The organism is Actinokineospora sp. HUAS TT18 (assembly GCF_051364635.1).
Taxonomy (GTDB): Bacteria; Actinomycetota; Actinomycetes; order Mycobacteriales; family Pseudonocardiaceae; genus Actinokineospora.
The window spans coordinates 1,349,622-1,363,070 of record NZ_CP195645.1; the positions used below are offsets into that span (position 1 = coordinate 1,349,622).

Here is a 13,449-nt window from a genome sequence, read left to right on the forward strand (position 1 = left end):
GGGGCTTATTCGGCGGCGTCGTCGAGCCGGGCGAGTTCTTCGAGTTCGCGCAGCACTTGCTCTTCGACCAGGGTCGCGAGCGACCGCACGGTGCGGGCGGTGAGGACGTCGCGGGGTTTGAGGGCCACACCGAAGGCGGCGTTGGCGCGGGCGGTGACGTGCAGGCTGAGGATGGAGTCGCCGCCGAGGTCGAAGAAGCTGTCCTCGACGCCGACCCGTTCGAGGTCCAGCACCTCGCCCCAGATCTCGGCGAGCGCCGCCTCCGTCCCGGTCTCGGGCTCGGTGTCGGCGCTCCCGGCGGTGAAGTCCGGGTCGGGCAGGGCGCGCCGGTCGAGCTTGCCGGACGTCGTCAGCGGCAGTCGCTCCAGCGCGACGACGGCTGAGGGCACCAGGTGTTCGGGCAGCACACAGGCGAGCGCGGCCCGGATGGCGGCGGGGTCGGCGGCCGCGGGGGCGACGTAGGCGACGAGCTTGCCGTCTCGGGCGATGACCGCGGCCTCGTCGACGTCGGGCAGCGCGGACAGCGCCGACTCGACCTCGCCTGGCTCGATCCGGAAGCCGCGGATCTTGACCTGCTGGTCGGTCCGGCCCAGGTACTCCACCGCGCCCTCGCGGGTCCAGCGGACCAGGTCGCCCGTGCGGTAAAGGCGACCCGGCCCGAACGGGTTCGCGATGAACCGCTCGGCGGTGAGGCCGGGCCGGTTCAGGTAGCCCCTGGCGAGTTGGACGCCCGCGAGGTGCAGTTCCCCCGGCGCGCCCACCGGGACCGGGCACAGGTCGTCGTCGAGCACGTGCAACCGCGTGTTCCACACCGGTGTGCCGATGGGGACGGACGGCAGGTCGGGCTCGCAGTGCCAGTGGGTGACGTCGACGGACGCTTCGGTCGGCCCGTAGAGATTGTGCAGTTCCGCCGCGCAGACGGCGTGGAACTCCTGGGCCAGGTCTTGCGGCAGCGCCTCCCCGCTGCACAGCACTCGACGCAGCGTCGTGCAGCCCGCGACATCGGCGTGGCGCAGGAAGGCGCGCAGCATGGACGGGACGAAGTGGACGGTCGTGACGGACTCGGACCGGATCACCTCGGCGAGGTAGGCCGGGTCGCGGTGGCCGTCGGGCCGGGCGACCACGAGGGTGGCGCCGACCATGAGGGGCCAGAAGAACTCCCAGACCGACACGTCGAAACTCATCGGTGTCTTCTGCAGCACCCGGTCGCCCGGCCCGAGGCGGAAGCGGTCCTGGGTCCACAGCAGCCGGTTCACGATGCCCTCGTGCGGCACCACCACGCCCTTGGGCTTGCCGGTGGAGCCCGAGGTGTAGATGACGTAGGCGCCGTTCGCCGGGACGAGGTCGGGGGTCTCGGCCGGTCGGTCGGTCTCCGGAAAGGGGGTGGACTCGTCGAGCAGCAGGACCGCGCCCGCGTCGGCCACCATGAAGTCGATCCGCTGCCGGGGCAGGTCCGGGTCGACCGGGAGATAGGCCGCGCCGGACTTGAGCACGGCGAGCAGGGCGACGATCAGCTCGGCCGACCTGGGCAGGGCGACCGCGACGACCCGCTCCGGCCCGGCCCCCTGGTCCCGCAGCCAGTGCGCGAGGCGGTCGGCGCGCGCGTGCAGTTCGGCGTAGGTCCAGCGAACGTCCTCGAACACCAGGGCTTCGGCGTCCGGGGTCCTGGCCGCTTGGTCGGCGAGCAGGGCGGTCAGGGTGGTCGCGGGGACGTCGACGTCCGTCCGGTTCCATGCGTCCATCTGCTCGCGGGACGCGGCGGTCAGGGCGGGCACCGCCGACACGGGCCGGTCGGGATCGCCGGTGAGTTCCCGCAGCAGGTGGACCAGGTGCTCGGCCAGCGCCTGGGCGGTGGCCGCGTCGAATAGCGCGGGCTCGTAGCCGACCAGCAGCGACAGGCGCGCGGTCGGGTAGACGGTGACGCTGAGCGGGAACGTGGTGCTCTCCACCGCGGCCAACTCGCGCACGGGCGGGCCGCCGACCGGATAGTTCTCGAAGATCACCGCGCTGTCGAACAGGTCGACGCCCCCGGGGACCTGGCTCAAGGCGTGCAGCTTGGTCAGCGGCGTGTGCTGGGCGGCGCGGGCCTCGGCCTGGCCGCGCTGGAGCTCCCGCAGCCACTCGGCGACCGGCGCCGAACCGTCCACGGTGGCCACCACGGGCAGGGTGTTGACGAACATGCCGATGATCGACTCGACGTCCGGCAGGTCGGCGGGCCTGCCGGAGACCGTCGCGCCGAAGCAGACCTGACGCTGGCCGCTGTACTGGGCTAGCAGCAGCGCCCACGCGCCCTGCACGACCGTGCCGGGGGTCAGCCCTTGGGCCTTCGCGAAGTCATACAGCGCCGCGGTCTCCTCGACGGACAGGGCGATGCCGGTGCGGGCGGAGGTGGTGGGCTGGGCGACCGACGAGCGGGGCCGGTCGAAGGGCAGCGGGGTCGGCGCGGAGACGTCGGCGAGCACCCGCCGCCAGTGCTCCTCGCCGTCGCCTTGGCCCGCGATCCAGCGCGGGTACTCGGCGAAGTCGGGCCGGTCGGGCAGCGGCGTGCCCGCGTGGGCGGCGGCCACATCGGCGAGGACGCCGAAGACGGACCAGCCGTCGAGCAGGACGTGGTGGAAGGTCCACAGCACCTGGACCTCGGTCGGCGAGAGCCGGGCGATGGTCAGGCGCATCAGCGGCGCGTGGTCGAGGTCGAACCCGGTCTCCCGGTCGGCGGCGAGCAGGTCGGCGAGGTTCGCGGCCCGGTCCGCACCCGTCCAGTCCAGGATCGTGATGGGCACGGCCACGTGGTCGTGGACGACCAGCACGGGTTCGGGCACGTCCTGCCAGTGCACCGCCGAGCGCAGGATCGGCGTGCGGTCCACGACGTGCTGCCAGGCCGCGGCGAGGGCGGCTGGGTCGGACACGGCATCGAGGACGAAGGACGTCTGCTGGAAGTAGGCGCCGGTCCCGGACTGGGACAGGCCGTGGAACACCATGCCCGCCTGCATCGGGGTCAGCGGGAGGATGTCGGCCACGCCGGGGACCGCCAGCCGGTCCACCGCGGCCTGGTCGAGCGCGACGAGCGGGAAGTCCGACGGGGTGCGGCCGTGGGCGTCCGCGCAGTGTCCGGTCAGGTCGCGCAGGGCGGCGAGCAGCGCGTCGGCGAGGGTGGCGATGGTGTCCTCTCGGTGCAGGCTTTCGCTGAAGTACCAGGTGAAGGCCAGCCGGTCGCCCTCGATCCGGCCGACGACGTCGAGGGCGTGGGCGCGGGGCGCGTCCGGGTGCGCGTCGAGGTCGAGGCCGGTGGGTCCGTCGAACCGGCCGAGATAGTTGAAGCTCACGTCGGCGGCGTGATCCAGGTCTTGGGCACCCGCGAGGTGGCGGAGGGCGCCGTACCCGATCCCGCGCTGGGGCACCGACCGCACGGTCTGCTTGACCGCCTTCAGCGCGGCCCCCCAGTCGGGTCGCATCGGTAGGGCGACCGGGTAGAGGGTGGTGAACCAGCCGACCGTGCGGGAGAGGTCGACGTCGGCGAACAGGTCTTCCCTGCCGTGACCCTCGACATCGACGAGCAGGTGGTCACGGCCGGTCCACTTCCCGAGCGTCGAGGCGAGCGCGGCCAGCAGGACCTCGTCGACCCTCGTCCGGTAGGCGTCGGGGACGGTCCGGATGAGCGCGCGCGTCTCGTCCTCGGTGAGTGAGACGGTCACGTCCCGTTGTGTGGCAACGGTGTTGGCGCCGTCGGTGTCGCGGGGCACGCGGCCGTCGACGTGGACGGTGTGCGCCCAGTGCTCGCACTCATGGTCGAAGCCACCGCTGGCGGTGTGGTCGGCGAGCCTTCGCGCCCAGTCGCGGAAGGACGTGGTGCGGCCGGGCAGGCGCACGTCCTGGCCGAGCCGGGCCTGGGTGTGGGCGGTGCGCAGATCCTCGGCGAGGACCCGCCACGAGACGCCGTCGACCACCAGGTGGTGCGCGGCGAGCCGGACCGTGGTCTCCCCGGTGGCTGTGGCGGTGAACAGCGGCCCGTGGCCGAACACCGCGCCGTCCGCGCCGACCGGGGCGTTGGCCTGCTCGCCGGTGTCGGCGAACCGCATCCGCAGCGCGTCGTGGTGTTCGGCGATGGCGGCGACCGCGGCGCGCAGTGCCGCCTCGTCCACCGGTTCGCCGAGGTCGACGGCGCAGGACTGGTGGAACCGCTCCGGGTGCACGGTGTGCGTGTCGAGGAACCAGCGTTGGATCGGGGTGAGCGGCGCCCGCCCGAACACGGGAGCGTTCTCCGGGCGCTCCCCGCGGTCGACCGGGACGGCGTGCGGGGCGAGCTCGGCCACGGTCTGGTGGGTGAACACATCGCGGGAGGTCACCACGAGGCCCGCGGCGCGGGCGGCGGTGACGACCTGGATGCTGAGGATGGAATCGCCGCCCAAGGCGAAGAAGTTGTCCCGCACGCCGACCCTGGCCGCGCCCAGGACCTTGGCGTACACCTCCGTGAGGGTCGCTTCCACGGGCGTGCGGGGTGCGAGATAGCGGGCCGGTGCGGCCCGGCCGATGCGCGGTGTCCTACCGGTGTCGGACAGGTCCACCAGCGTCTCCAGTGGACTGTCCGGCTGGTCGGCGATCACGCGCAGCACGTGGTCGATCTCGGCGGACACGGCCTCGATCGTGGTCGCGTCGAACAGCGCGGTGTCGTACTCGGCGGTCATGATGAGGGCGTCACCGCGCGGCCAGAACTCGACGGTGAGGTCGAACCGGGACGCGGGCCGGGGCAGGTCCTGCTCGGCGACGAGCAGTCCGCCCGCTTCCGTGGCGCGCAACAGCGGCTGCTGCAGGGCCACGACGGCCTGCACGAGCGGGGTGCGACAGGCGTCGCGCTCGGGGGCGAGGTGGTCGACCACCTGGTCGAAGGGGACGTCGTCGTGGGCGAAGGCGTCCAGTGTGGTCTCGCGGACGTGGTCCAGGAAATCGCTGAACGCCGCCGTCGGGTCCACAGTGGACCGTAGGACCAGGGTGTTGACGAAGAACCCCGCCACGGTGTCCAGTTCGGTGCGCGGCCTGCCCGCGCGGGCGGTGCCAACCGCGACGTCCCGGGTCCCGGCGCGCGCGGCGAGCACCAACTGCACGGCGGCGGTGAGGGTATTGAACAGCGTCGCGTCGTGCGCGGCGCCGAGGACGGACAGGCGGCGCACGAGCTCGGCGGGCACTTCGCGACGCAGCACACCGCCCGAACCGACGCGCACCGCGGGCCGTGGCCGGTCGGTGGGCAGGTCCAGCGGGACCAGACCGTCGAGTCGGTCACGCCAGTACGCCAAGGATTCGGCGTGGTCCGCGCGGTCGGCGGCCCAGGCCGCGAAGTCGCCGTAGGTGACGGCCTGCTCGGCGAGGACGGCGGGAGCGCCCCCGGTGGCCTCGCGGTAGCAGGCGAGCAGCTCATCGATCAGCAGCGCCATCGACCAGCCGTCGGTGACGATGTGGTGCTGGGCGAGCAGGAGGACGTGCTCACGCGGGCCGAGGGCGAACAGGGTGGCTCGGGTGGTCGGCCCGGTCCGCAGGTCGAAGGGCTCGGCCAAGGCGCGGGCGAGGTCGGCGTCGAGGTCGGTGGTCTGGACTTCGCGTAGGGGCAGGCGGGGGGCGGGGGCGACGATCTGATGTGGTTCACCGTGGACGGTGTCGATCGTGGTGCGCAGTGCGTCGTGCCGGGCGCCGAGTCGGTCGAGGGCCGTCTGGAGGGCGCTGCGGTCGAGGTCGCCGGAGAGGCGGAGCGCGGCGCCGGTGTTGTTGCCGAGCCCGCCCGCGGTGATCTCGGCGAGCCATAATCGCCGCTGCGCCTGCGACAGCGGGAGCGGCCGGTCCGCCGGTGCGGGCGGGATGGGCGCGCAGTGGGTGGACGTGGTCGGGAGCTGCGCGGCGAGTGCGGCGACCGTGCGGGCGTCGAACACCGCCCGTCCGGACAGCTCCGCGCCGAACTCGGCGGTGATTCTCGATCTCAGCCTGGAGGCCAGGATGGAGTCGCCGCCCATGGCGAAGAAGTCGTCCTCGACGCCCACCTCGGTGGCCCCGAGCACCTCGGCCCACAGACCCGCGAGCACCCGTTCCCGCTCGTCCCGCGGCGCGACATACCCCGTCGCGGCCGAGCCGACGACCGGCGCGGGCAGCGCCGCCCGGTCGAGCTTCCCGTTGGGGCTCAACGGGAACGCGTCCAGCACGACGATCGCCGCGGGCACCAGGTAGTCGGGCAGGCGGGCGGCGAGCACCGCCCGCAGGTCCGCGGGCTCGGGGCGGTCGTCGCCCGCGGGGACGACGTAGGCGACGAGCCGCTTGAGTCCGGAGTCGGTGCGCGGCACCACGACCGCCTGCCCCACCCGCGGGTCCGCGGCGAGCACGGCCTCGATCTCCCCCGGCTCGACCCGGAAGCCGCGGATCTTCACCTGGTGGTCGGCGCGCCCGACGAACTCCAGGTCACCGCCTGCCCGCCGCCGGACGACGTCACCGGTCCGGTACATCCGCTGTCCATCCGGGGCGGCCACGAACCGCTGCGCGGTCAGGCCCGGCCGGTCGAGGTATCCCCTGGCCAGCCCCACGCCGGTGACATACAGCTCGCCGTGCTCGGCGGGGCGTAGGTCGTCATCGAGCACGAGCACCTCGGTGCCCGGGATCGCGCGGCCGATGGGCGGAGCGCCCTCCCCCGGTGTCAGCGGGTCGCTCCAGGTGGAGACGACCGTGGACTCGGTGGGGCCGTAGGCGTTGACCATGCGGCGGCCCGGCGCCCAGCGGCGCACGAGGTCGGCCGTGCAGGCGTCGCCGCCCACGACCAGGGTCCGCAGGTGGGGCAGCGCCACGTCGGGCAGCGTGGCGAGCACGACCGGGGGGATCAGCGTGTGACTGACTTCGCGCGCCGCGAGCACGTCGGCGAGTTGTTCGCCCACCAGCGGCCCCGGGGGAGGCACCACCAGTGTCGCCCCGGCGGCGAAGGCCATGCACAGCTCCAGGACGGAGGCGTCGAAGCTCGGCGAGGAGAACAGCAGCACCCGGTCGCCGGGGCGCACGTCGAACCGGTCGACCTCGGCGGTGGCGAAGGTGGCGAGCCCGCGATGGGTGACCACGACCCCCTTCGGCCTGCCGGTGGAGCCGGACGTGTAGATCACGTAGGCGGGCTGGTCCGGGTGCGGGCGCACCGGCTCGGCGGCGGTCTCCCCCGCCTCGACCACCCACGCCGGGTCGTCGACCACGAGCAGCGGTCGCGCGTCGTCGACCATGGCCCGAATCCGGTCCGCCGGGTAGTCCGGATCGATCGGCAGGTAGGCCGCGCCCGCCTTGAGCACAGCGAGCTGCGCGACGACCATGTCGACCGACCGGGGCAACGCGAGCGCGACCAACCGCTCCGGCCCGGCGCCGATCGCGATCAGCTTGTGCGCCAGCCGATCCGACCAGCTGTCGAGTGCGCGGTAGGTGACGGTGCGGCCGTCGGCCGAGAGCGCGGGCTCGTCGGCGTGCGTTCGGGCGCTGTGGGCGAACAGGTCCAGCAGGGTGGTGTGCGCTGACATGGCTGGTCGAACCTTTCGCGGGCGTGGCCGTTCCACCGAACGGCTCGGAACGGCGGTTGGGGGACCTCAGGCCGGGACGAGGTCGCGCTTGCGCGCGAGCCTGCCGCCGACCTGCAGCCAGGAGGGCCTGCCCGACCGGTCGGTCAGGATGCGGCCGACCTGGTCGGTCTCGCCGGTGTCGCAGTCGCGCATGGTGAACCGCAGGTTCGCGCCGAAGGTCAGGTCCGCGAACGGCTCGTCGTCCACCGTCAGCCGGAGGGTTTCCAGTCCCCTGCGGACGATCGAGTAGACGGTGCCGCCGTTGTCGTAGTCGCCCTCGCAGCCCGGCGGGACGGGTGTCGGGGCACCGGTCTCCGGCATCGGGTCGTGGTCCCGCACCGGGACGCCGTGCTCGGGCAGTGCGGCGGCCAGTGCCCGCCAGAGCGCGAAACCCGAGCCCGCGTTGGCGGTCATCGCGACGACGGTGCCGGTGGACGGGTTCATCCGCAGGTGGCAGGACGTGCCGTCGCCGGTGCCGTCGTGGCCGATCGACGTGCTCGCGGCGGAGCCATAGGAGGCCAGGCCGAGACCCCACCCGTCAGCCATGCCGAACGGCTCGGCGCCGGGAACGGGGGTCTGCATGTCCTTGATGGACCCGGGATCGAGCAGCGCGCCACGCTCGTGGCCGGTCAGGGCGCGGCCGATCAGGACCAGGTCCGCGGCACTGGCCGCGATCGCGCCCGCGGGCGCCTCGACGGCGCCGAGGGACTGCGCCACGGGGCGCACCACCCCACGCGCCCGGTCGACGGTGTGCCCGCTGACGATCCCGCCCGTCCGGCGCGGCCCGACCACCAGGCGCGGGGTGATGCCCAGCGGGGTCAGCACGATCGCGGCGATGGCTTCGGCCCAGCTCATGCCGGTGACGTCCTCGATGGCATGGCCGATCAAGAGGTATCCGAGGTTGGAATAGGAGAACGCGGCGCCCGGTTCCGCGAGCGGAGCGAGGTCGGCGCCCTCCTCCGCCAACAGCCTGCGCAGGCTGGGCGCGGTCGCCGCGGCGCTGTCCGACGGCAGCCCGGAGGTGTGGCTGAGCAGGTGGCGCAGGGTCAGCGCCTCGCCGAGGCAGGCGGGCAGGTTGTCGAGTCCGCCGACCTGCGCGGCGAGCGGCTCGTCGAGGTCGAGATCGCCGTCGGCGGCGAGCGCCATCACGGTGGCGGCGGTGACGACCTTGGTGATGGAGCCCGTGGGCACCGCGGCGGCCGTGGTCATCGGTTCGGGTTCGCCGTGCCTGACGACGCCTGCTTCCCAGACCCAGGTGCGATCCTCATGGTGGATCGCCAATTGCACACCAGGCACGGCGTGCTCGCGGGCCAGCTCGGCCAGAAGGGCGTGAACCCTGGATCTGTGCATAGGTCCTCACAATCAGCGCCCGGTGGGCACGGTTGATTTCCGCCAGGACTCATAGCCCTCGCGGGGACTGTTTGAACGTGAGCGAGAAGCGGCGGCCGTCGTAAAACGTCCAACGACAGGAGCGACCTGTCAGCGCCTTCTCCGAATACCCGGCTGTAGCCGAAGCCAAACCATCGTGACCTTTTCGGACTGAACGCTACTACCGCCGAACGGTGGAACCGCATCCCACCGTCAGAACCCTGTCACGACCCGAAAGAATCTTCTTGCGGCGTCGTTGGAAAGTGTGCGGAAACCTGCGAGAACCACAGGTCAAGATGGAGATCGATCACAGGCAACGATCGAATTCAAAGAACGGTACTGTGATGCGCACCACAGGTTGTCGGATTCGTTTTCAACGGGCCCGCAATCGCCAATATCCGAGGTATCGCCGCTGGTCAAATCCATCCACAATGGACTACGGGGTCGCACTGCGTTCGCCTACTCGAAAGTAGCTCGCATAATCGCCTTACCGAATGTCGCGAGCCGCGTGGAGCGTCGGGGCACCCCCCTGTTCGCGAACGGAAGAATAAAATGACGATAATCTGCCGGCTCGGTCGGCGCCCGTGATTCACACGGCAACCATTTCGTCCCCGGATGTCACACGAAAAGCGTAGTTTCGCTCGCCTGGACCGTTCACCGGTCATCGACGGCGCGGCCGAAGCGGCCGATGAGTTTCCTCAGGTGCTCGGCGAACTCCGGTGAGTCCACGACGTCGAAGTCGACATCGAGCAGGCCGAGGTAGAGCGCCAGGTACTCCAGTGTGTCCGCGCCCGCCTTGAGCAGGCAGTGGTGGTCGTCCACGGCCTCGACCACCACCGCGGGCGGCACCTTGGCCGCGACGGCCGACGCCGGGGCGTGCAGGCGGATGGTGGCGTGGTGTCGCCACAGCGCGGCGCCGACGCCGCGTTGGAGGTACTCGACGACGCCGCCCTCGGGGGGATTTCGGGGGGCGAAACGGCGGCCGTTCGGTGTGCGCGGGTGGACCCGGTCGACGCGGAAGGTGCGCCAGTCCCGGCGGTCGACGTCCCAGGCGACGAGGTACCAGCGGCGGCCCATGTGGACCAGCCGGTGCGGCTCGGCCTGTCGGCGCGATTCGGAACCGTTGTGGCCGACGTAGTCGAACCGCAGGGTTTCGCGGTCGCGGCACGCGCTCGCGAGGGTGGTTAGGACGTGGGGGTCCACGGTCGGGCCGGTGGTCTGGACGGCGACCGTCGAGGTTTGCAGAGCCTCCACGCGGTGTCGCAGTCGGGACGGCAGGACCTGTTCCAGCTTCGCCAGGGCGCGCACCGACGTCTCCTCCATGCCGGCGACGCCGCCGCCCGCGGCGGTGCGGAGGCCGACCACGATCGCGACGGCTTCCTCGTCGTCGAGCAGGAGCGGGGGCATGGCCGCGCCCGCGCCGAGGGTGTAGCCGCCGGAGACGCCCGGGGTGGCGTCGACCGGGTAGCCGAGGCCGCGCAGGCGTTCCACGTCGTTGCGGATGGTTCTCGTCGTGACGTCGAGGCGCTCGGCGAGTTCGGGGCCGGTCCAGGTGCGCCGCGCCTGCAGGAGGGACAGCAAGCGCAGCAGTCTCGCCGAGGTGTCCGTCATGAATCCGATCCTGCCGATGAATGCGGAACGATCCTTTCCGCGATTGCTCCTACCGTATCCCCCATGAGCGAAAACACCGAGATCAAGCCTTTCCGCATCGCCGTCGACCAGGCCGACCTGGACGACCTCAAGGACCGCATCGGCCGCACGCGCTGGCCGCGGGACCCGGGCGCGGGCTGGAGCCGCGGCGTTCCGCTGGACTACCTCAAGGGCCTCGCCGAGTACTGGGCCGACGGCTTCGACTGGCGGGCCCAAGAGCGCGAGCTGAACGCGTTCCCGCAGTTCACCACCGAGATCGACGGCCAGCGGATCCACTTCCTGCACGTCCGCTCGCCCGAGCCGGACGCGCTGCCGCTGGTCCTCACGCACGGCTGGCCGAGTTCGCCGTTCGAGTTCCGCGAGGTGATCGCCGCGCTGACCGATCCGCGTGCGCACGGCGGCGACCCGGCAGACGCGTTCCACGTCGTCGTCCCGTCGCTGCCCGGCTACGGCTTCTCGACACCGGTCCAGGGCCCGGGCTGGGGCAACCTGTTCCGCATCGGGCAGGCGTGGGTGACCCTGATGGACCGCCTCGGGTACGAGCGGTTCGCCGTGCACGGCACCGACGCGGGCGCCGGGGTCGCGGGCATCCTGTCGATGCTCGCCGCGCACCGCGTCGTCGGCGTGCACCTCACGGGCACCGGCGCGGGCATGCCGTTCGGTCCCGCCGTCGAGCTCGACGGGCTTTCCGAGCAGGACCGTGAGCGGGGCGAGCGGTTCAACCGGTTCCAGGCGGACGGGCTCGGCTACCTGCATGCGCAGGCCACCCGGCCGCAGACGCTGGCCTACTCGCTGAACGACTCGCCGACCGGACAGCTCGCGTGGATCGTCGAGAAGTTCGCCGAGTGGACCGACCCGGCCGCGGCGCTGCCCGAGGACGCGGTCGACCGCGATCACCTGCTGGCCCTGGTCAGCCTGTTCTGGTTCACCGAGTCGGGAGCGTCCTCGGCGCACGCCACATATGAGGGGATGGAGGCTTGGCGTCAGCTGACCCAGGCCGCGGGCGGCGGTTGGGGCGGCGAGCCGCCGATGGCCCCACCGCGCGGGATCGCCGTATTCGCCGCCGACACGACCATCCGCGGTCTTCAGGAGCAGGACGGTCCGCTGGAACACTGGGCGGAGTACGACCGGGGCGGGCACTTCCCGGCGATGGAGGTCCCCGAGTTGCTCACCGCCGACCTGTGCGCGTTTCTGCGCAAGCACCGCTGAGGAGACGAAACGATGACGGACGTTCTCAGCCCGCGCGCGCTCAACCGGGCGACGCTGGCCCGCCAGCTGTTGCTCGCCCGGTCCGAACTGCCCGCCGTGACGGCGATCGAGCGGCTCGCCGGGCTGCAGGGCCAGGCGCCGGACGCGCCGTATGTCGGCCTGTGGTCGCGGCTTCGCGACTTCCATGCCGACGAGTTGGTGGGACCGGTGGCGGACCGGGCGGTCGTCCGTTCACTGCTGATGCGGGGAACCGTGCACCTGGTGACCGCCGACGACTGCCTCGCGCTGTGGCCGGCGATCCGGCCGGTGCTCGACCGCGGGCTGCGCGGGCACTACGCGAGCGAGATCGCCGGGCTCGACGTCGACGCCGTCGTCGAGGCGGGGCGGGCGCTGCTCACCGAGCGTCCGCTCACCCGCGCCGAACTGGGGAAGGCGTTGGCGGACCGGTGGCCCGGCACCGATCCCGCCACGCTCGCCTACGTCGTCAGCTACCTGGCGCCCACCGTCCAGGTGACCCCGCGGGGCCTGTGGCGCCAGAGCGGTCCGGCCGCGCACACGACGGTCGAGGCGTGGCTGGACCGACCGGTCGGCGCGGGTATGTCCCTGGACGAGCTGGTGCTGCGGTACCTCGCCGCGTTCGGCCCCGCGTCGGTGCGCGACGCCCAGACGTGGTCGGGGCTGACCCGGCTCAAAGAGGTGTTCGAGCGGCTGCGGCCGCGGCTGCGCGTGTTCGCCGACGTCAAGGGCAAGGAGCTGTTCGACCTCCCGGACGCGCCCCGGCCGGACCCCGACACCCCGGCCCCGCCGCGGTTTCTCCCCGAGTACGACAACGTCCTGCTCTCCCATGCCGACCGCACGCGCGTCATCCCCGACGGCCGCCGCGTCCCACTGCCGCCGGGCAACGGCGCGCGGTGCGGCACCCTCCTCATCGACGGCGAGTTCCAGGCGACCTGGACCGTCGAACGCGACGGCGATGTCGCGAGGCTGGTCGTCGACTCGGACGAGGTGGACGCCATCGCCGAGGAAGGTGCCCGGATGCTGGATTTCCTCGCACCCGGCTCTGCGCACGCCATTCGCTTCCGCGCAGGCAGGTGATGCGTGCGTGTCGGGCGCCCACAGCTAACGCACACGGTTTGCGGACCAGTCAGTTGACGCGCTTCGTCCGCACACCGATCCCGGACCGGGCGGCGAGGTCTTCCTGGATCAGCCCGGCACATCTCCGCAGCCCGCGCAGGCGCTCACCGAGATCCGCGCTCATCGCCGCGTCGGTTCGGACGAGGCGAACAGGGCTTCGGCTGTCACCGGGGCTACTGGCCCGGGTGGACTCTGGCCACGACCTCGCCGGTGGTGCGGGTCGCGGTCACCGAGCCCGCCGGGAACAGCTCGGCCGCCTCCGCGCGCAGGGCCACCGCGGGGCCGGACTCGTAGGCGGCCAGGGCCGCCCGGTCGGCGAATGTGTACCGCATCTCCAACGCGCCGTCGGCCAGCGACAGCACCTCGGCCGACTCGGCACCGGCCGCGACGACCGCGGCGGCGTGGCCGTCGGTGATCCACTTGAGGTAGGTGTCGCGGAGTTCGAGGTCGGCGCACTGGACGCGGACGGCGTAGACGACGGTCATGCACATGGTTCTACCAGGCACGCAACGGCCGTTCAGCCGCTGGC

At 72.3% G+C, this 13,449-nt stretch carries 6 protein-coding genes; 2 read left to right on the forward strand and 4 right to left on the reverse strand.

The window, feature by feature from the left end:
- Positions 1–5: 5 nt before the first annotated feature.
- From ACSHT8_RS06010 to ACSHT8_RS06020, 3 genes are all read right to left on the reverse strand, one after another.
- Positions 6–7,520, reverse strand: coding sequence for an amino acid adenylation domain-containing protein (locus ACSHT8_RS06010; protein ID WP_436498502.1), 7,515 nt, complete (start codon positions 7,518–7,520; stop codon positions 6–8).
- A gap of 66 nt (positions 7,521–7,586) precedes the next feature.
- Positions 7,587–8,909, reverse strand: coding sequence for a serine hydrolase domain-containing protein (locus ACSHT8_RS06015; protein ID WP_436498504.1), 1,323 nt, complete (start codon positions 8,907–8,909; stop codon positions 7,587–7,589).
- Between the two features lie 672 nt (positions 8,910–9,581).
- Entirely contained in the window at positions 9,582–10,538 is a 957-nt protein-coding gene (locus tag ACSHT8_RS06020) for a helix-turn-helix transcriptional regulator (RefSeq protein ID WP_436498506.1), read from the reverse strand.
- Between the two features lie 63 nt (positions 10,539–10,601).
- Between ACSHT8_RS06020 and ACSHT8_RS06025 the strand changes: the two genes are divergently transcribed.
- The gene (locus ACSHT8_RS06025) at positions 10,602–11,786 is read left to right on the forward strand and encodes an epoxide hydrolase family protein (protein ID WP_436498508.1); all 1,185 of its coding nucleotides are present in this window, start codon (positions 10,602–10,604) and stop codon (positions 11,784–11,786) included.
- A gap of 12 nt (positions 11,787–11,798) precedes the next feature.
- The gene (locus ACSHT8_RS06030; protein ID WP_436498510.1) at positions 11,799–12,881 is read left to right on the forward strand and encodes a winged helix DNA-binding domain-containing protein; all 1,083 of its coding nucleotides are present in this window, start codon (positions 11,799–11,801) and stop codon (positions 12,879–12,881) included.
- 212 nt (positions 12,882–13,093) lie between these two features.
- Here the strand turns inward: ACSHT8_RS06030 and ACSHT8_RS06035 are convergent, their stop codons facing one another.
- Positions 13,094–13,405 carry a hypothetical protein gene (locus ACSHT8_RS06035; protein ID WP_436498512.1) on the reverse strand — a complete coding sequence of 104 codons (312 nt, stop codon included), beginning with the start codon at positions 13,403–13,405 and terminating at the stop codon, positions 13,094–13,096.
- Positions 13,406–13,449: the final 44 nt, after the last annotated feature.

Bases quoted from the DNA above. Each gene is read 5' to 3' on its own strand.
- ACSHT8_RS06010 (WP_436498502.1), bottom strand. From the start codon at position 7,520: ATGTCAGCGCACACCACCCTGCTGGACCTGTTCGCCCACAGCGCCCGA.
- ACSHT8_RS06015 (WP_436498504.1), bottom strand. From the start codon at position 8,909: ATGCACAGATCCAGGGTTCACGCCCTTCTGGCCGAGCTGGCCCGCGAG.
- ACSHT8_RS06020 (WP_436498506.1), bottom strand. From the start codon at position 10,538: ATGACGGACACCTCGGCGAGACTGCTGCGCTTGCTGTCCCTCCTGCAG.
- ACSHT8_RS06025 (WP_436498508.1), top strand. From the start codon at position 10,602: ATGAGCGAAAACACCGAGATCAAGCCTTTCCGCATCGCCGTCGACCAG.
- ACSHT8_RS06030 (WP_436498510.1), top strand. From the start codon at position 11,799: ATGACGGACGTTCTCAGCCCGCGCGCGCTCAACCGGGCGACGCTGGCC.
- ACSHT8_RS06035 (WP_436498512.1), bottom strand. From the start codon at position 13,405: ATGACCGTCGTCTACGCCGTCCGCGTCCAGTGCGCCGACCTCGAACTC.